This is a genomic window from Wenzhouxiangella psychrophila, assembly GCF_042310375.1.
Taxonomy (GTDB): Bacteria; Pseudomonadota; Gammaproteobacteria; order Xanthomonadales; family Wenzhouxiangellaceae; genus Wenzhouxiangella.
Window position 1 is genome coordinate 41430 of sequence record NZ_JBHJMQ010000010.1, and the last position, 16729, is coordinate 58158.

The 16729-nt window shown below is 63.3% G+C and carries 21 protein-coding genes; 13 read left to right on the plus strand and 8 right to left on the minus strand.

The features are described 5' to 3' along the window. Positions 1–6: 6 nt before the first annotated feature. From ruvB to cysQ, 10 genes are all read left to right on the plus strand, one after another. Positions 7–1044 (plus strand): Holliday junction branch migration DNA helicase RuvB, encoded by a 1038-nt coding sequence (ruvB, locus tag ACDC66_RS12405; RefSeq protein WP_376697047.1) that lies wholly within the window; start codon positions 7–9, stop codon positions 1042–1044. Further along, a complete protein-coding gene (gene ybgC / locus ACDC66_RS12410; RefSeq protein ID WP_376697048.1) occupies positions 1041–1466 on the plus strand; it encodes a tol-pal system-associated acyl-CoA thioesterase in 426 nt (141 codons plus the stop codon). The genes ruvB and ybgC overlap by 4 nt, the downstream gene beginning before the upstream one ends. Further along, positions 1463–2152 carry a protein TolQ gene (gene tolQ, locus ACDC66_RS12415; protein ID WP_376697049.1) on the plus strand — a complete coding sequence of 230 codons (690 nt, stop codon included), beginning with the start codon at positions 1463–1465 and terminating at the stop codon, positions 2150–2152. The genes ybgC and tolQ overlap by 4 nt, the downstream gene beginning before the upstream one ends. Positions 2153–2170: 18 nt before the next feature. Further along, positions 2171–2605 carry a protein TolR gene (gene tolR, locus ACDC66_RS12420; RefSeq protein ID WP_376697050.1) on the plus strand — a complete coding sequence of 145 codons (435 nt, stop codon included), beginning with the start codon at positions 2171–2173 and terminating at the stop codon, positions 2603–2605. Between the two features lie 171 nt (positions 2606–2776). Beyond that, entirely contained in the window at positions 2777–3739 is a 963-nt protein-coding gene (gene tolA / locus ACDC66_RS12425) for a cell envelope integrity protein TolA (protein WP_376697051.1), read from the plus strand. Then, on the plus strand, positions 3717–5024 hold the full coding sequence (gene tolB / locus ACDC66_RS12430) for a Tol-Pal system beta propeller repeat protein TolB (RefSeq protein WP_376697052.1): 1308 nt from the start codon (positions 3717–3719) through the stop codon (positions 5022–5024). The genes tolA and tolB overlap by 23 nt, the downstream gene beginning before the upstream one ends. Positions 5025–5074: 50 nt before the next feature. Next, on the plus strand, positions 5075–5605 hold the full coding sequence (gene pal, locus ACDC66_RS12435) for a peptidoglycan-associated lipoprotein Pal (RefSeq protein ID WP_376697053.1): 531 nt from the start codon (positions 5075–5077) through the stop codon (positions 5603–5605). Further along, positions 5605–6453, plus strand: coding sequence for a tol-pal system protein YbgF (gene ybgF / locus ACDC66_RS12440; RefSeq protein ID WP_376697054.1), 849 nt, complete (start codon positions 5605–5607; stop codon positions 6451–6453). The genes pal and ybgF overlap by 1 nt, the downstream gene beginning before the upstream one ends. Positions 6454–6683: 230 nt before the next feature. After that, positions 6684–7544, plus strand: coding sequence for a UTP--glucose-1-phosphate uridylyltransferase GalU (gene galU, locus ACDC66_RS12445; RefSeq protein ID WP_376697055.1), 861 nt, complete (start codon positions 6684–6686; stop codon positions 7542–7544). Positions 7545–7706: 162 nt separating this feature from the next. After that, positions 7707–8513, plus strand: a complete 807-nt coding sequence (gene cysQ, locus ACDC66_RS12450) for a 3'(2'),5'-bisphosphate nucleotidase CysQ (RefSeq protein ID WP_376697056.1) — start codon at positions 7707–7709, stop codon at positions 8511–8513. A 103-nt stretch (positions 8514–8616) separates the two neighbouring features. Here the strand turns inward: cysQ and ACDC66_RS12455 are convergent, their stop codons facing one another. The 3 genes from ACDC66_RS12455 to ACDC66_RS12465 are packed head-to-tail and all read right to left on the minus strand — an operon-like array spanning position 8617 to position 10235. Beyond that, complete coding sequence (locus tag ACDC66_RS12455) at positions 8617–9549, minus strand: SPFH domain-containing protein (protein ID WP_376697057.1); 933 nt, start codon at positions 9547–9549, stop codon at positions 8617–8619. A gap of 39 nt (positions 9550–9588) precedes the next feature. Beyond that, positions 9589–10065: an NfeD family protein gene (locus tag ACDC66_RS12460; RefSeq protein ID WP_376697058.1), complete on the minus strand. Its 477-nt coding sequence runs from the start codon at positions 10063–10065 to the stop codon at positions 9589–9591. Positions 10066–10112: 47 nt separating this feature from the next. Next, positions 10113–10235, minus strand: coding sequence for a hypothetical protein (locus ACDC66_RS12465; RefSeq protein WP_376697059.1), 123 nt, complete (start codon positions 10233–10235; stop codon positions 10113–10115). Between the two features lie 68 nt (positions 10236–10303). On the opposite strand from ACDC66_RS12465, the gene ACDC66_RS12470 reads away from it, so the two are divergent. Continuing rightward, on the plus strand, positions 10304–12178 hold the full coding sequence (locus ACDC66_RS12470) for an ATP-binding cassette domain-containing protein (protein WP_376697060.1): 1875 nt from the start codon (positions 10304–10306) through the stop codon (positions 12176–12178). A 21-nt stretch (positions 12179–12199) separates the two neighbouring features. Here ACDC66_RS12470 and ACDC66_RS12475 read toward each other — a convergent pair whose 3' ends face one another. After that, a complete protein-coding gene (locus ACDC66_RS12475; protein WP_376692591.1) occupies positions 12200–12337 on the minus strand; it encodes a DUF3096 domain-containing protein in 138 nt (45 codons plus the stop codon). Between the two features lie 90 nt (positions 12338–12427). Then, a complete protein-coding gene (locus ACDC66_RS12480; protein WP_376697061.1) occupies positions 12428–12961 on the minus strand; it encodes a gamma-glutamylcyclotransferase in 534 nt (177 codons plus the stop codon). A gap of 325 nt (positions 12962–13286) precedes the next feature. Here ACDC66_RS12480 and ACDC66_RS12485 point away from each other — a divergent pair, with 325 nt between their 5' ends. Further along, a complete protein-coding gene (locus ACDC66_RS12485; protein WP_376697062.1) occupies positions 13287–13769 on the plus strand; it encodes a YajQ family cyclic di-GMP-binding protein in 483 nt (160 codons plus the stop codon). Positions 13770–13784: 15 nt separating this feature from the next. After that, on the plus strand, positions 13785–14255 hold the full coding sequence (locus tag ACDC66_RS12490) for a nuclear transport factor 2 family protein (RefSeq protein ID WP_376697063.1): 471 nt from the start codon (positions 13785–13787) through the stop codon (positions 14253–14255). A gap of 3 nt (positions 14256–14258) precedes the next feature. Here the strand turns inward: ACDC66_RS12490 and ACDC66_RS12495 are convergent, their stop codons facing one another. The 3 genes from ACDC66_RS12495 to ACDC66_RS12505 are packed head-to-tail and all read right to left on the minus strand — an operon-like array spanning position 14259 to position 16725. Beyond that, entirely contained in the window at positions 14259–15305 is a 1047-nt protein-coding gene (locus ACDC66_RS12495) for a synaptic vesicle VAT-1 family membrane protein (protein WP_376697064.1), read from the minus strand. Continuing rightward, complete coding sequence (locus tag ACDC66_RS12500) at positions 15302–15637, minus strand: SET domain-containing protein (protein WP_376697065.1); 336 nt, start codon at positions 15635–15637, stop codon at positions 15302–15304. The genes ACDC66_RS12495 and ACDC66_RS12500 overlap by 4 nt, the downstream gene beginning before the upstream one ends. Beyond that, positions 15634–16725 carry a hypothetical protein gene (locus ACDC66_RS12505; RefSeq protein WP_376697066.1) on the minus strand — a complete coding sequence of 364 codons (1092 nt, stop codon included), beginning with the start codon at positions 16723–16725 and terminating at the stop codon, positions 15634–15636. Before ACDC66_RS12505 ends, ACDC66_RS12500 begins: the two co-directional genes overlap by 4 nt. Positions 16726–16729: the final 4 nt, after the last annotated feature.

Sequence of the window (16729 nt, forward strand, 5' to 3'; positions counted from 1 at the left end):
GGACTAATGGACGAAGAACGCCTGGTCACCGCCGAAGTCGACCGCGATGAGGCCCGCATCGAGGCGAGCCTGCGTCCCGACCGCCTGGGCGAGTACATCGGCCAGGCGGCCATGAAGGAGCGCCTGGGCATTTACCTGGAATCGGCCCGGGGGCGTCACGAGGCGCTCGACCATGTGCTGATCTTCGGCCCGCCTGGCCTGGGCAAGACCACCCTGGCGCACGTCATCGCCCACGAGATGGGCGTCAACGTCCGCCAGACCTCGGGGCCCGTACTCGAACGCGCTGGCGACCTGGCCGCACTGCTGACCAATCTCGAGCCGGGCGATGTGTTGTTCGTCGACGAGATCCACCGCTTGAGCCCCGTTGTCGAGGAGGTGCTCTACCCGGCGATGGAGGACTACCGCATCGACATCATTATCGGCGAGGGTCCGGCGGCGCGCTCGATTCAGCTCGACCTGCCGCGCTTCACCCTGGTGGGCGCCACGACCCGCGCCGGCCTGCTGACCTCGCCGCTGCGCGATCGCTTCGGCATCGTCGAGCGGCTCGAATTCTATGCGCCCGATGAGCTGGCCGAGATCGTGACCCGCTCGGCCGGCATCCTCGATATCGAGACCGACCGCGAGGGCGCCCTGGAGATCGCCCGCCGCTCGCGCGGCACCCCGAGAATCGCCAACCGCCTGCTCCGGCGCGTGCGCGATTTCGCCCAGGTGCGCGCCGACGGCCGCATCGTCGAGGACGTTGCCGGCGAGGCCCTGGAAATGATGCAGGTCGACGCACGCGGCTTCGATGCGATGGACCGCAAACTGCTCCAGAAGCTGGTCGAGGACTTTGGCGGCGGGCCGGTGGGCGTCGAGAGCCTGGCGGCGGCGCTGTCGGAAGAGCGCGGCACCATCGAGGACGTCATCGAGCCCTACCTGATCCAACAGGGGTTCTTGATGCGCACGGCCCGCGGCCGCATGGCGACGGCGGCGACCTGGAAACATTTCGGGCTCAATCCCCCTGACAAGCCCGAAGACCTCTTCAGCGATCGCTCCGAGACATGATCGAACCCTTCCGCTACCGCGTCTACTGGGAAGATACGGACGCCGGCGGCGTGGTCTACCATGCCCGCTACCTGGCCTTTTTCGAGCGTGCCCGCTCCGACTGGCTGCTGGCCATGGGATTTCCCCAGGTGCCCATGCGGCAGGAACAAAACCGCCTGTTCGTGGTGCGCCGGGTCGACACCCGATTCATTGCACCGGGGCGGCTCGAAGATGAACTCGAGATCACGATTAGCGTCGAACATGTTCGAGCGGCGTCGCTGACCTTCAATCAACGCATGGTTCGTGCGGCCGACGGTGAGTTGCTGGCCACGGCGCGAGTGGACGCCGCCTGCCTGGCCGCCGATCGCTTCGTTCCGGCGCGCATGCCCGAAGCGCTGCGTGCGGTCATTCAAGCACAACAACAGAAACAGGAATCGCAATGAACGGCGAGTTGCAAGTCTGGGAACTGATCCGTGAAGCCAGCCTGCTGGTCCAGTTCGTGATGGCGCTGCTGGTGGCCGCCTCGGTGACCTCGTGGATGGTCATCTTCCGCAAGCGCCAGATGCTGGCCAGGGCCGAATCGCGCTCGCGCAAGTTCGAGGAGAAGTTCTGGTCGGGTGCCGATCTCAACAAGCTCTACGACGCCGTTGCGGGCAGCCGTGAGCCGCGCGAGGGGCTCGAGGCGATGTTCGAGTCCGGTTTTCGCGAATTCACCCGGCAGCGCGAGGACGGCCGGCTCGATGCCGATGCGCTGACCAACGGCGCCCAGCGCGCCATGCGCGTGACGCTCACCCGCGAGATGGACCGCCTCGAGCACCGCCTGAGCTTCCTGGCCACGGTCGGTTCCGTCAGTCCCTACGTCGGCCTGTTCGGCACGGTCTGGGGCATCATGAATTCCTTCCGCGGCCTGGCCGGATCGCAGCAGGCAACCATCGCGATGGTCGCCCCCGGCATTTCCGAGGCGCTGATCGCCACCGCCATGGGCCTGTTCGCCGCCATTCCGGCGGTGGTCGCCTTCAACAAGTTCTCCAACCAGGTCGAGCGCCTGGAAGTGCACTACGACAACTTCAAGGAAGAGTTCGCGTCGATCCTCAACCGGCAGGCGCGGCGACTGCAGGAAAAGGGCTGACAAAGGTTCTTATTGACTATGTCTGACCAACCCTATATCCGCCGGCGGCGCAAGCGCATGTCGGAAATCAACGTCGTGCCCTACATCGACGTGATGCTGGTGCTGCTCATTATCTTCATGGTCACCGCGCCGCTGATGAACCTGGGCGTCGAAGTGGAGCTGCCCAGCGGCTCGGCCGAGCCGCTGACCGACCAGGGCGACCCGCTGATGGTCACCGTCACCGCCGAGGGCGACCTCTACCTGGATACAGGCGACGCCGCCGAGCTGGTCGACTCCGAAACCCTGGTCGAGACCGTCAGTGCCATCGTCGCCCGCAACCCGCAGCTGCAGGTCACCGTTACCGGCGACAAGAGCGTCGATTACCAGCACATCTACGGCGCCATGGTCCTGCTGCAACGCGCCGGCGTCGCCTCCGTCGGCCTGGTGGGCGATCCTGAGCCCGAATCCGAATAAGAACCTCAGATGAACGCAATGGGCCGCAGATGATCTTTGCATTGAATTCGCGGGAGTGCCGCCCGTGACGGATTCTCGTTTCAATGACGCCGCTGTCTCGGAAGCCGGACTTTCTCGTTTTCTGTGTTCATCTGTGTTCATCTGTGGACAGATTTCTTTTTGAATCGACCGATGCTCTCTCCCCAACGAAAACAGGCAATCAAGGACGGACTGGCGGCCTTCGGGCTGGCGGTCGCCGTGCACCTGGGTTTCGTGTTGATCCTCGTCGTCGGTACCTGGCAATGGGAGCCTTTCGAGCACAAACCCGTGCCGGTCCGGGTCACCCTGGTCGACCAGGGGCCCATTGTCGAGCAGCGTCGGGAAGAAGAGCAGGAGGCCGAAGCCGAGCGTCAGCGCCGTGAGGAAGAAGCCGAGCAGCAGCGCCAGGCCGAAATCGAACGCCAGGAAGAGGCCGAGCGCCAGCGCCAGGCCGAGCTGGAGCAGCAGCGCGAGGAAGAGGCGGCCGAGCGGCGCCGCCAGGAGCAGCTCGAGCAGGAGCGCAGGGAAGAAGAACGACGCCGGGAGGAAGAGGCCGAGCGCCGCCGCCAGGAGGACGAGGAAGCCCGACAGCAGGCCGAGGAAGAACAACGCCAACTCGAGCGCGAGCGTCGCGAGCGCGAGGAAGCCCGCGAGCGAGAGATGGAGGAACTTCGACGCCAGCGCGAACAGGCCCAGCGCGAGCGCGAGGAGCAGCAGCGCCGCCTGGACGAACTGTCCGAGCGCCGAGCGCGCGAAGCCGAGGAGCAGGCGGCCGAGGAAGAGGCCGAGCGCCTGCGGCTGGCCCAGGAAGAGGCTGCGGCCGATGCCCGGCGTGCCACGCTGCGCGAGGAGTACATTGCTACCTTGCGCGAGCTGGTGCGCCGAAACTGGCTCCGCCCGCCGACGGCCCAATCGGGTCTTCGCTGCAATGTGCGCGTACTACAGGCACCCAACGGCGGCATTATTGATGCAACAATCGTGTCGCCGTGCAATGCTGATGATGCAACGCGACGGTCGATCATCGCCGCAGTCAATCGAGTCGGGGATTTCCCCACCCAAGGATATGAAGATGTTTTCGAGCGCCAGATTACTTTTGAGTTCTATTACGACGGTTAGCCTCTTTCTTGCGGCGCTGCTGGTTTCCGCCCCGGCGGCGGCCGAACTGCGGATCGAGATCGTCGACGGTGTCGAAGGCGCCATGCCGATCGCCGTCGCGCCGTTTGCCTGGAATGCCGACATGCCCGAACCGGAAGCCGGGGTGGCCGAAATCGTCAGCGCCGACCTGCATCGTTCCGGCCTGTTCGATCCGATGGACGAAGAGGACATGGTCGATCGCCCGTCGGAGCCGACCGAAGTGCGTTTCGGTACCTGGCGCCTGCTTAAGGTCGATCACCTGGTCATCGGTTCGGTGCGCGAGACGAACGACGGCATGGGCTACGAAATCGAGTACCACCTGCTCGACGTGCATTCCGGAAGGATCCTGCTTTCCCAGTCGATGACCGTCGGCCTGGGCGACCTGCGCTTCGGCGCCCATCGCGTCGCCGACGCCGTCTACGAGGAACTGATGGGCGTGCCCGGCGCGTTCGCCACGCGCATTGCCTATGTGGCGGTGCGCGGCAGTGGCGAAGATGAGATGTTCGAACTGGTCGTGGCCGATGCCGATGGGCACAACCCCCAGACGGTGGTGCGCAACAGCCAGCCGATCATGTCGCCGACCTGGTCGCCGGATGCGCGCAAGGTCGCCTACGTTTCCTTCGCCACCGGCCGTTCGCAGGTAATCGTCCAGAATCTCTACACCGGTCAGAATCGCGTGGTCAGTACAAGCAAGGGCATCAACGGCGCGCCGGCCTTCTCGCCCGATGGCCGCAAGCTGGCGGTCAGCCTGTCGCGCTCCGGCAGCCCCGAGATTTGGCTGATCGACCTCGAGAACGGTCAGAGCGAGCAACTGACGCACCACTGGTCGATCAACACCGAGCCGGCGTTTTCGCCCGACGGAGAGCACATCTATTTCACCTCCGACCGTGCCGGCCGTCCGCAGATTTACGTCATGGATATCGCCGGCGGCGATCCCGAGCGGGTCACCTGGGAAGGTCGTTACAACGCGCATGCCAGCTTCGGTCTCGAGGAGCGCTACATGGCGGTCATTTACAGCGAAGGCAACGAGGATTATCGGATTGCAATCCATGATCGCGAAACGGAGCGTTTGCGTGTATTATCTGACGGTCGGCTTGACGAATCGCCAAGCTTTGCGCCTAACGGCAGCATGGTGTTGTACGCCAAGCGCCAGGATGGCAGGAATGAGCTGGCAGCCGTCTCGGCTGACGGCCGCGTCCGGCAAAGGCTGGTCCTGAGTGAGGGCGACGATGTTCGGGAGCCGGCCTGGTCGCCACTGATTCGATAAACAAAACGAGATTGCCCCTAACAATGCCTGTACGATTTTCAGGAGGTAGCATGAAGACTGCATTGCGATTCATAGCCCTTGTCATGCTGGCCGCCATTCTGGCTGCCTGCGCGAGGGAGACGGTTGAAGAACCCGAAGCCCCGGAGCCGCCGCCGACCCAGGAACCGGCGGAAGAGCCTGAAACCGATCGCCTGGATCCGCGTGATTTCAGCGATCCGCGTAACCTCGATAACTCCGACAGCGTGCTGAGCCAGCGCGTCATTTACTTCGAGTTCGACCGCTCCAACGTCCGTTCCGAGTTCCGCCCGGTCATCGAGGCGCATGCGGAGTACCTGCGTGCCAACTCCTCGGCCCGCGTGATGCTGGAAGGCCACGCCGACGAACGCGGTTCGCGCGAGTACAACCTGGGCCTGGGCGAGCGCCGCGGCAACTCCGTGGAAGAGCTGCTGCGCGCCAACAACGTACCCTCGCGACAGATTGAAGTGGTCAGCTACGGCGAAGAGCGTCCCGTATGCCGGGAAAGCGATGAAGATTGCTGGCAGCGCAATCGTCGTGTGGAGATCGTTTACACGGCCCGGTAATGGCGCTGACGAACTTCACCAAGACACTCGCGATCATGGCGGTCGGCCTCGTGCCGGCCGTCCTCGTTCCGGTGCACGCGCAGGAGAACGACAGTGACCTGGTTTATGACGTCCAGGCGCTGATGGAAGAAGTGCGTGAACTCCGCGGCCTGGTCGAATCCCAGCAGCGCGAGATCGAAAATCTCCGCCGCCGACAGCGCGACCAGTACCTGGACCTCGATCGCCGGCTGCAGTCGCTGGAACAGGGGGGTAGCGAATCGAACGGTAGCCGGGAGAGTGAATCGTCTGGCGCGCGTTCGTCCGAGAGCGACCAAACCGTTCGCCCGGTAAGCGAGCCCGTCGAGTCGCGACCGAACCGCGAAGAACCCGAGGTGCGTGAACCGATTGACGCGCAGGCGGAGATCACGCCGCTGGCTGAACCGTCCACCGGACCGGCCCGCGAGCTGGAATCGGCGAGTGAAGAGGAAAAGGAAGCCTACGACCGTGCCTTCCGGGCGCTGCGCGAGACGCGCTACGCCGACGCGGCCGAAGGCTTCACCGAGTTCCTCGACGAGTACTCCGATTCGTCCTACGCACCCAACGCGCTCTACTGGTTGGCGGAGACTTACTATGTCACGCGCGATTTCCAGACCGCGCTGGACTACTTCAACGAGTTGCTGGAACGATTTCCGGACAGCAGCAAGCAGGGTGATGCCCTACTCAAGATCGGATTCAGCCATTACGAACTTGAGAGCTGGAACCAGGCTCGAGCAGCCCTCGAGCAGGTGCGCAGCCAGCATCCCGGCACGACCCTGGCGCGCCTGGCCGAAGGTCGGCTGCGTGATATGCGGTTGGCAGGGCACTACTAATAAGGTAGTTCGCTTGTTAGCTGGTTCGCTTGTGGGCTCGTTGGTGTTGGAATTCTGAAGTCGGCGCCAAGAACCGTGCCGCCAAGCCTGGCTTAAGCGACACGATTTCCGGCTATCGAACAAGCCAACCAGCGAACGAGCCAACAAGCCAACATTCGTCTCCCCTGACTCCTGAGCCCTGAATCGGCTACCATGACCCGTTTACGCCAATTCCGGGGCTCAACAGCACCATGATCGATACCGTCGTTTTCCCCGTCGCCGGGCTCGGCACGCGTTTCCTGCCGGCAACCAAGGCCGTCCCGAAGGAAATGCTGCCGGTGGTCGACAAGCCGCTGATCCAGTACGCGGTGGAAGAGGCCGTCGCGGCCGGTGCCCGGCGTCTGGTTTTTGTCACCGGCCGGACCAAGAACGCCATCGCCGATCACTTCGACATGGCCTTCGAGCTCGAGACCGAACTCGAGCAGCGCGGCAAGCACGAGTTGCTGGAAGTGGCGCAGAATACCGTTCCTGACGGCGTTGAATGCCTGTATGTCCGCCAGCGCCAGGCGCTGGGCCTGGGGCATGCCGTGCTGTGTGCGCGATCGCTGGTGGCCGGAGAGGCTTTCGGGTTGATCCTGCCCGATGACCTGGTCGACAACGGCAACGATCCCGTGCTTTCGCAGCTGGTCCGTCATCACACCGAAAGCGGCGCTTCGGTGATCAGCGTCGAGGAAGTCCCGCGCGAGAAGACGAGTTCCTACGGTGTGGTGGACGTCGAGTCCTTTGCCGGCCGCAGTGGCCGGATTCGCGGTGTGGTCGAAAAGCCCGAGCCGGAGAAGGCGCCTTCCAATCTGGCCATCGTCGGACGCTATGTCCTGAGTTCGCGCATTTTCGACTTGCTCGAACACACCGCGCCAGACCACCGCGGCGAGATCCAGATCACCGACGCCATCGCCACGCTGCTCAACGAGCAGCCGGTCGACGCCTACCAGTTCGAGGGCCGGCACTACGACTGCGGCTCCAAGCTGGGCTTCCTGCAGGCAACCGTCGACCTGGGCCGCAAGCATCCCGAGCTCGGCGCCGACTTCTCGGCCTGGCTTGAAAACCTTTGAAACGCAAAGACGCGAAGACGCAAAGAAAACGAGAGTTCAATTAGGGGCAGGGCCGAAACACGGAACCTTTCGAAGTCATTCTGTTCCACGAATGGATGAGTCTTTTTCCCTTCGCGTCTTGGCGTCTTTGCGTTTAGATTTTTTAGAAATTGAGAGAATTCAATGCAATTAAATGAACTGCTGCCGCGCGTGCGTGAGGCTGTGGCCGAGGCCGGTGAGGCCATCATGGCCGTCTACAACGATCCGGCCACCACCGAGTTCGTCGATAAGGACGACAAGAGTCCGTTGACCGAGGCCGACCTGGCCGCCAATCGCATCCTGGTCGAGCGACTTGGCGCGCTCACGCCCGATGTGCCGATCCTATCGGAAGAATCGAAACAGGCACCGTGGGACGAGCGCAAGCAATGGAAGGAGCTGTGGGTGGTCGACCCGCTCGACGGCACGCGCGAGTTTCTCAAGCGCAACGGCGAATTTACCGTCAATGTCGCTCTGGTGCGGGAGCACGAGCCCGTGCTGGGCGTGGTCTACGCCCCGGCGCTGGATCGCTGGTATTTCGCTTCCAATGAAGACGGCGCGTGGCGCCAGGACGACGATCGCGAGCCGGTGCGCATCGAGGCCGGTCACAAGCAGTACGACCGGCCCTGGCAGGTCGTGGGCAGCCGCTCCCACAACACGCGCGAGGTCGAGGATTTCGTGGCCCGGCTGGGCGCGGCCGAGTTCGTCGCGATGGGCAGTTCGCTCAAGCTCTGCCTGGTCGCCGACGGTTCTGCCGACATCTATCCCCGCCTGGGCCCGACCTGCGAATGGGATACCTGCGCGGCGCAGGCCGTGGTGGAAGCCGCTGGCGGGCGAGTGGTCGACGCTGAAACGGGCAAACCGCTGGTTTACAACGCCCGCGAGGACGTGCTCAATCCGTGGTTTATCGTCTGTCGCGATCCGCAGCCGGAATGGTTCGATCGAAGCGCCTGAGAACTACTGCGCGTGCGTCTGACGGCGTCCGGCGGCCACCGTCAGACGCCCGATCGCTACGTTCTCAGGCGCTTCGTCTGAATCTCTGACTCTCTGATGTGTTTCAGGACGCGGGTGTTTTGACGCTCTTGTTGAGCGTCTGAGCCAGGCCGGCCACCACGCCGCCGATATCCGAAAGTTCCGCCGGCAGGATCAGCGTGTTGGTTTCCTTGGCCAGGTTGCCGAACTCCTTCACGTACTGCTCGGCAATGCGCAGGCTCACTGCCTCGCTGCCCCCGGGATGGTCAATGGCGCTGGCGATGCGTTCGATGCCGGCGGCCGTTGCCTCGGCGATCAGGCGAATCTCCTCTGAACGGCCCTTGGCCTCGTTGATCTGCTTTTGCATGTCGCCTTCGGAAACATTGATCGTTTCCTGCTTCATACCTTGTGAGACATTGATCTTGGCCTCGCGCGCACCCTCCGATTCCGCGACGACGGCGCGGCGCTCGCGCTCGGCACGCATCTGTTTCTCCAGCGCGTCGCGAATGGTTTCGGGCAATGCGATGTCAGCGACTTCATAGCGCAGCACCTTGATGCCCCAGGGTTCCGAGGCCTCGGACAGGACTTCGACGACCTTTTCGTTGATGATGACGCGTTCCTCGAAACTCTTGTCCAGCTCGGTCTGACCGATGACCGATCGCAGCGTGGTCTGGGCCAGCTGGATGGCGGCGTAGCGGTAGTTCTCGATACCGTAGGAGGCCAGGCGAGCATCGATGACCTGCATGTAGATCACGCCGTCGACGTGAATCTGGATGTTGTCCTTGGTCACGCAGGCCTGCTGGGGTACGTCAATGGCCTCTTCTTTGAGCGTATGTTTGTAGGCAACCCGGTCGATGAACGGAATCATCAGGTGAAAGCCGGCGTCGAGCACGCTGTGGAAGCGCCCAAGCCTTTCGACCACGTAGGCCGAGCGTTGCGGCACGATCTGTGCGGTCTTGACCACCGCGATGATCACGATCGCCAGGACGATCAGGGAAAGTACAGTTGCAAAATCCATCGATGAGTCCCTCTGGAATGACAGTGATTGGCAAGCCGATCAGCTTGCGGCGTGATCCCGTGTCGGATCGGGGCGGTTTGCCGAGACGAGCAGGGTGATGCCGCGATGGCCCACGACCCAGGCGGTGTCGCCTTCTTCGAACTCACCTTCATCGCATTCAGCCTTCCACTCGGCGCCGCTCAGTCGTACCCGGCCGACGCCGTCCGAGAATCTCCGGGTGACCGTGACGCGTTCGCCGCGTGTGGCGATGAGGTCCTTGTCGCCGTCCCAGCGATCGGAGACGTTGCCGCGAAACCAGACGCGGATGCGCTCGCGCGCGAAAAGCAGGGATCCGACCGACAACACCGCAAATACGATGACCTGCTCCGGTGGGCTGTCGAGCAGCCCGACGGCTGTGGCAATGCCGACGAGCAGGGCGCCGATTCCGAAAAAGATGGCAACGATGCCGGTAATGAAGAATTCCGACAGAACCAACAAGGCCCCCAGGATCAGCCAGAACCAGGACTGTTCGATCATGTTGTGCTCCCTATCAATTCAACGCCCGCCCCCGCGGCGAGTCTGCATTATAGCCGCTTGATCAAGAACTGCATGCGCTTGCCGGTTTCGGCTTGTGCATCGATATCCTGCCAGTCGAAGGTCGCTGTCAGGCCCTCGCGCCGGGGTTGCGACCATGGGTCACAAGTCACGCATGGTCCGCGATATTCCTTACAATGAGCGTCGATTTCGATCCGTCCGGCCCGCAGGCCGATGTCCCATGTCCCTGGTTTCCATTCGAAAGCTCGATTTCAGCATCGGCGGGCCACTGCTGCTCGAAGGCGTTGAGCTCGATATCGGCGCGGGCGAGCGCGTTGCGCTGGTCGGCCGCAACGGCGCCGGCAAGTCAACGCTGCTCAAGCTGATCGCCGGCGATATCGAGCCCGACGACGGCCAGGTCATCCTGGGTGACAACATCCGCGTGGCCACCCTGCCGCAGGATGTTCCCGACCATGCCGAAGGCAGCGTTTTCGATCAGATTGCGCGCGGCCTGGGCGATGTCGGCGATCTTCTGGCGGAGTTCCACCGTCTCAGCCAGGCCGAGTTCGACCCCGACGCCTTCGCGCGCGTCCAGGCGAAGCTGGACGCTACCGGCGGCTGGGATATCGACCAGCAGGTTGAACGCGTGCTCGAGCATCTCGGCCTGGACGGAGAGGCCCGCTTCGCCGAGCTGTCGGGCGGCATGAAGCGCCGCGTGCTTCTCGGTCAGGCCCTTGTGCAGCGACCGGATGTGCTGCTGCTCGACGAGCCCACCAACCATCTCGATATCGAGTCGATCGAGTGGCTCGAAGGGTTTCTGAAGGAGTTTTCGGGCAGCCTCGTCTTCGTCACCCATGACCGTCGTTTTCTGCAGAACCTGGCTACGCGCATCGTCGAGATCGACCGTGGGCAGGTGACGTCCTGGCCGGGCGATTGGCAGAACTATCTCAGGCGGGTTGCCGAGCGCGCCCATGCCGAAGAGCTGGAGAATCAGCGCTTCGACAAGAAGCTTGCCGAAGAGGAAGTCTGGATCCGGCAGGGCATCAAGGCGCGGCGTACGCGCAACGAGGGCCGGGTCAGGGCGCTGGAAAGGATGCGCGCCGAGCGGGCTCAGCGCCGCGAACGCCAGGGCAGCGTGCAAATGGAAGCTTCGAGTGCCGGCAAGTCCGGGCGGAAGGTGATCGAGGCCGAAGAAGTTTCCTTTGCCTGGGATGGCAAGATCATGGTGCGTGAATTCTCCACCACGGTTTTTCGCGGCGACCGGATCGGCCTGATCGGCGCCAATGGCAGCGGCAAATCCACCCTGCTGCAGCTGCTGCTGGGCCAGCTCGAGCCGGACGCGGGCACGGTAACCCTGGGCACTAACCTCGAGGTAGCCTATTTCGACCAGCACCGCTCGGTGCTGCGCGATGACTGGTCGGCGGCCGAGAACGTGGCAGACGGGCGTGATTTCGTCGAGATCAACGGCAAGCGCAAGCACATCATCGGCTACCTGCAGGATTTCCTGTTCACCCCAGAGCGGGCGCGCTCGCCCATCAGCAAGCTCTCCGGTGGTGAGCGCAACCGCCTGCTGCTGGCGCGCCTGTTCGCCCGCCCGTCCAACCTGCTGGTCATGGATGAGCCAACCAATGACCTCGATGCCGAAACCCTCGACCTGCTCGAAGAGCTGCTGGCCGAATACGCGGGCACGCTGTTGCTCGTCAGCCACGACCGCCAGTTCCTTGACAATGTGGTCACGGCTACATTCGTTATGGAAGGCGGCGGCCGGGTCGGTGAGTACGTCGGCGGTTACACCGACTGGCTCCGGCAGCGGCGCACCGAACCAATGCCGACGGAGGTTGCCAGGCGCAAGAAGCCTGCGACACCCGGTGGCAAGCCCGGGAAAAAGCCGGCGAAGCTCAGCTACAAGCTGGCCCTGGAATTGGAGCAACTGCCCGAAAAGGTCGAATCACTCGAAGCACGCGTGGCCGAATTAAGCGCGCGAATGAACGACCCTGAATTCTATCGGCAGGATCCCGAAGCGATTAATCGGCACAATGCCGAGGTGGAGGCGGTCCAGGCCGAGCTGGACGCCGCTTACAGCCGCTGGGAAGAACTGGAAAGCCGGACCAGTTGACCGGTCCGGCCCGGGGTGCTTCTACAGGCCGAAAATCCCCACAATGCCGATCACGATCAGATAGATCGCCACGATCAGGTTGAGCAGCTTGGGCACGATCAGGATGGCGATGCCGGCGATCAGTGACAGGATGGGTACCATTTCGAGGTGGAGGGTCATGCGCATTCTCCTTGGGGTGGGTGAACCGGTACGGTCATTCGACCGTTGCAAGCACCGTATCAGAATGCCTGACCAACTTCTTCCCGGCAGTCAGTCGGCATCGTTGAGCAGGGCCCTCACGCGCCGTTCGAGATCGAAGACGTGTTCGTCCTCGTCGCCGAGCTCGCGCAGCGATTCGGCCAGCCTGAGCAGGTAGTCCCGGTTGAGGCCGCTCGGCCCGCGGGCGGCGACGATGTGTTCGGCCAGAACCTGCGGCTTGTCCGGCCCGAGAAAAGCCGGGTTGTCGCGGCCCGCCACGTAGATCATGCCCGCCACCGCCGTGCCGCGATCGAGCAGGTCGATGGTCACACGGTGGTGCTGATAGCCGTTCTTCTCGCGATGGTCGAGGTGCTCGAACACGTCGTGTTCAACGCGGTAGGCCATGCCGCGGCAGGTGCGGGCCGCATCCGGAACCAGGGTCACGACCCGGCCCGGCGCGTCGGGCGTGCCCCGGTGGTCGTGTGAGCCCTGCCAGAAGCGGCGGGCCCAGCCCTCGATTTGCGCCGGCTCGCGATCCAGGTAGGGAAAATCCACCTTGTAGATCAGCGAACCGTAGCCGAAGACCCAGTCATCGTTTTCAGCCATGGGCGCTCGTATGGTGATGAATTGCTCGTATGATTTGGTTTTCACTTACTAACACTGTCGTTAATCCTGCCTCATTCAGGACTCCGGACGGATTCGCCTGCAAGGCAGACTGGCGAAGGCATAGTGGCGCTACGTCGAGCCAGTCTAACGCCGCAGGCGGATTCGTCCGGAGTCCCCGTAGGGCTTGCCTCTCAGCGCCCGTGGACTGCGTTTTCGACGCTTGATGTATGCCCCGGCTACACCGGCGCGCCGACGCCTTGCCACGAACGCTGAGAGACAAGCTGAATGTGGCAGGATTAACGACGGTGTTAGTATTGGAGCCATCATGCCATCGTTCGATATCGTCTCGGAAGTCGACCACCACGAAGTGGCCAATGCCGTCGACCAGGCCAATCGCGAAGTCGCGACGCGATTCGATTTCAAGGGAACCGACTCCAGCTTCGAGATCGATGGGCAGCGCATCACGCTTCGCACGGAGTCCGAGTTTCAGCTCGATCAGATGCTCGACATGCTGCATGGCAAATTGACGAAGCGGGGTATCGACCTCGAAGGCGTTGAAGCCGACGAGCCCGAGATCGGCGCCAGATCCGCGATGCGCAATATCACCATTCGCGAGGGCATCGACGCCGATATGGCCAAGAAAATGGTCAAACTCGTCAAGCAGTCCAGGCTGAAGGTGCAGGCCAGCATTCAGGGCGACCAGGTTCGCGTGACCGGCAAGAAGCGCGACGATCTACAGGCCGCTATGACCTTGCTGCGCGAGGCCGAGCTCGGCCTGCCCCTGCAGTTCAAGAACTTTCGTGACTGATGGAGGAACAAGTGAATGGCCATCAAGCAAGCAATCAGAGCGGGATCGATGTTTTTGGGTCTCTGTCTTTCAACCACGATCCTGGCCGCAAGCGATGATCAGGCCGATCTTGCGCGCCTGCTCGAGGCTTTCCTGGACGGCGCCTCGGTCAATGATGCGGCCGTCCACGACCGGTTCTGGGCCGAGGACCTGATCTACACCAGTTCGGACGGGCAGCGTTTCGGCAAGGCCGAAATCATGGACTCGCTGGCCGAGACGGAAGGGGATGGTGCGGACGCGACGACACCGCCGCCTGATTATTCCGCCCGGGACGTAAGAATTCAGCTCCATGGCGACACCGCGGTGGTGACCTTTCGGCTGATCGCGCGGCAGGACGGGGAAGTCGTCGGCGAGTACTACAACACCGGCGTGTTCCGCCGCCGCGACACCGGCTGGCGAGCGGTGACCTGGCAGGCGACGAGAGCCGCGCAGCAGGTCGGAGAGTAGCGCTCAGGGAATCAGCGCGAGCTTGCCGAGCGTTTGTCCGGATTCGATCCGACGTTGCGCATCGGCGGCTTCGCCAAGTGGGTAGGATTCGACCGGGAGCGGCTGGAGACGCCCGTCGGCAAAGCGCTCGAGCAGCCACTGCATGCCTTCACGCATGGCCGGCGCGTGCGACTGCAGGAAGCTGAGGTTGGCTGCGAGTACGCTGCGATTGGTCTGCGTCATGTCCATTGGGTTGAAGCGCGGCGTGCGCAACCAGTCGCGAGCGAGCTTGAACCAGTTCAGCCGGCCGTTTTTCGGCAGCATGGAAGCGAAGCCGTAGACCACCAGCCGTCCGGTCGGTGCCAGGTGATCGTAGCTCTGTCTGAGCGTGGCCACGCCGTTGGCGTCGAAGACGGCATCAAAGCCCTCCGGTGCCAGCCGGGCCGCTTCTTTCCAGAGATCAGCGGTGGACTTGTCGATGACCTCGTGCGCGCCCATTGAGCGGGCGTGTTCAACCTTGTGAGAAGCGCCGACCACCCCGATTGCCTGTACTTCGGCCAGGCGAGCCAGCTGCAGCAGGGCCGATCCCACGCCGCCGGCGGCCGAGTGAACCAGCCATGTTTCGCCGGGCCGGGGGTAGACCTGCCCATGCACCATCCACCAGGCGGTCAGGAAGACCGTCGGCAACGTCGCGGCCTCCTCGAAACTCAACGCTGCCGGCTTGGCGAATACGCCTTCGGCAGGCAGCCGGAGATGGCTGCTGTAGCCGTTGAACAGGCTCAGGCCGATGACCTCGTCGCCGACCCGCCAGCCTTCGACGGAGTCGCCCAGGGCGGCAATCGTTCCGGCTACTTCGAATCCGGGCGTGATGGGATAACCGTGCAGTTTTTTCGCCGAGGCGTAGAGGCCCATGCGGATGATGCTATCGGCGTAGTTGATGCCGCAGGCCCGACAGGTGATGACCACCTCTCCCGGCCCGGGGTCGGGAATCGGTTCCCGGATCAGTTTGAGTGCTTCGAAGCCGCCCGGTCGTTCGATCACGATACGGCGCATGCGGCCGGCTGAGCTCACTCCTCCTCGTCCCAGCCGTAATCGAAGGTGATTTCCTCGTCCGTCTCGATCATGCGCAGGGCGTAAAGTTCATCGCCCCACCAGTCGGCGTTGGGCTCGGAAGAATGGTTGAGGAAACGCATCTCGTTGCGGCCGTTGATTCCTTCCCATTCTTCGGTTTCATCGTTCCATAGCCATAGCACATGCATGCCGTCGCGCCGGGTGTCAGGCCCCTCGTAGGTGCCGATGTAGTCGTCGGCTTCGATGCGCTGGCGCGCGAACAGGCCGCGGCCGTGGATCGGGGAGTCGGCCACGTAGGCCAGGGGATTGTCGTCGTATTTTTTCTGGCTCATGTTCTGGCCGGCCGCAGGCGGCCGGTCTCCGGGTCGGTGTGGAGTTGCTGGCTGGCATCGAAGTGCCTGAGTCCGCGTGCGGCAAGGTCACGCATCACCCGGTTGGCCGATTCCGGCCGCAGCGGATAGATATGCATCATGCGGCCGTCTTCGACCACCGTCCAGGCGAGAAGGCCGATATCGGGATGATGATGAACGGTGATGCCGTCGGTATGATCAATCGGGCCGGTCGACTCGATCATGCTGTAGTTATCGGGGTCGAAGACCACCGGCGCCTCCGGACGGGCGCGCCAGTCGACTCCGTGGCTGTCGAGCAGGGCGGTCAACGTGCGGAAGGCACGTAGCCAAAGGGCATAGTCGTCGTTGTCGCCGCTACACTGGTCGAGGCTGACGAAGGGGATGTCGACCCGTTGTCGTGATGGTTCCCAGTTTGCCCGCAGCCCGGCCGGCAGCTCGTGCTCGTGTTCGCGACCGGCGTCAACGAGAACCTGCTCGATCACGGGCCAGAAGCCGCCCAAGCCGGCGCCGTCGAGCTGTACGTGTTGCAGGGCGATCAGGTCGGCCAGGGTGAGCAACTGGCCGTGTACCGTCTCGAGCCCGGCGGATTCACTCAGCAGGGCGCGAGCAGGCGGGTCGATGCTGCCGCGTTCGAACAGCTCTGCTTCCAGTGCCTTCTCGAGGGCGTCGGCCTCGTCAGCCGGGCAGATCAGGGTAATCGGTAGTGCCAGGAACTGCCCCTGGGGCACCTGTTCGGGCGGCTGCAGGTTTTCGTGCGGCATTTGCGAGCGGTGCGCGCCAATAGCGAGGATGCGGGGCTCGAATCCCCGTTCGCGAAGGGTCGATTCGGCCAGTTCTTCCAGCGCCTGCCAGGCCGGAAAGCCCGGCTGCATCAGTTCGAAGGGTTCGAACAGGCTGGCCGCGAGTACCAGCATGGTTCGCTCGACGGCCGGGACGACGCGATGGAGGTCCTCGGCGAGATGGCCGGCGAGTCGTTCGGCCTCGTGCCGATCCAGGGTGCGCCGGGGCGGGTCGCCGGGCTGGATTTCCAGTCCGGCCAGCAGGCGGATATGATGCACGCTTTCACTCATGATT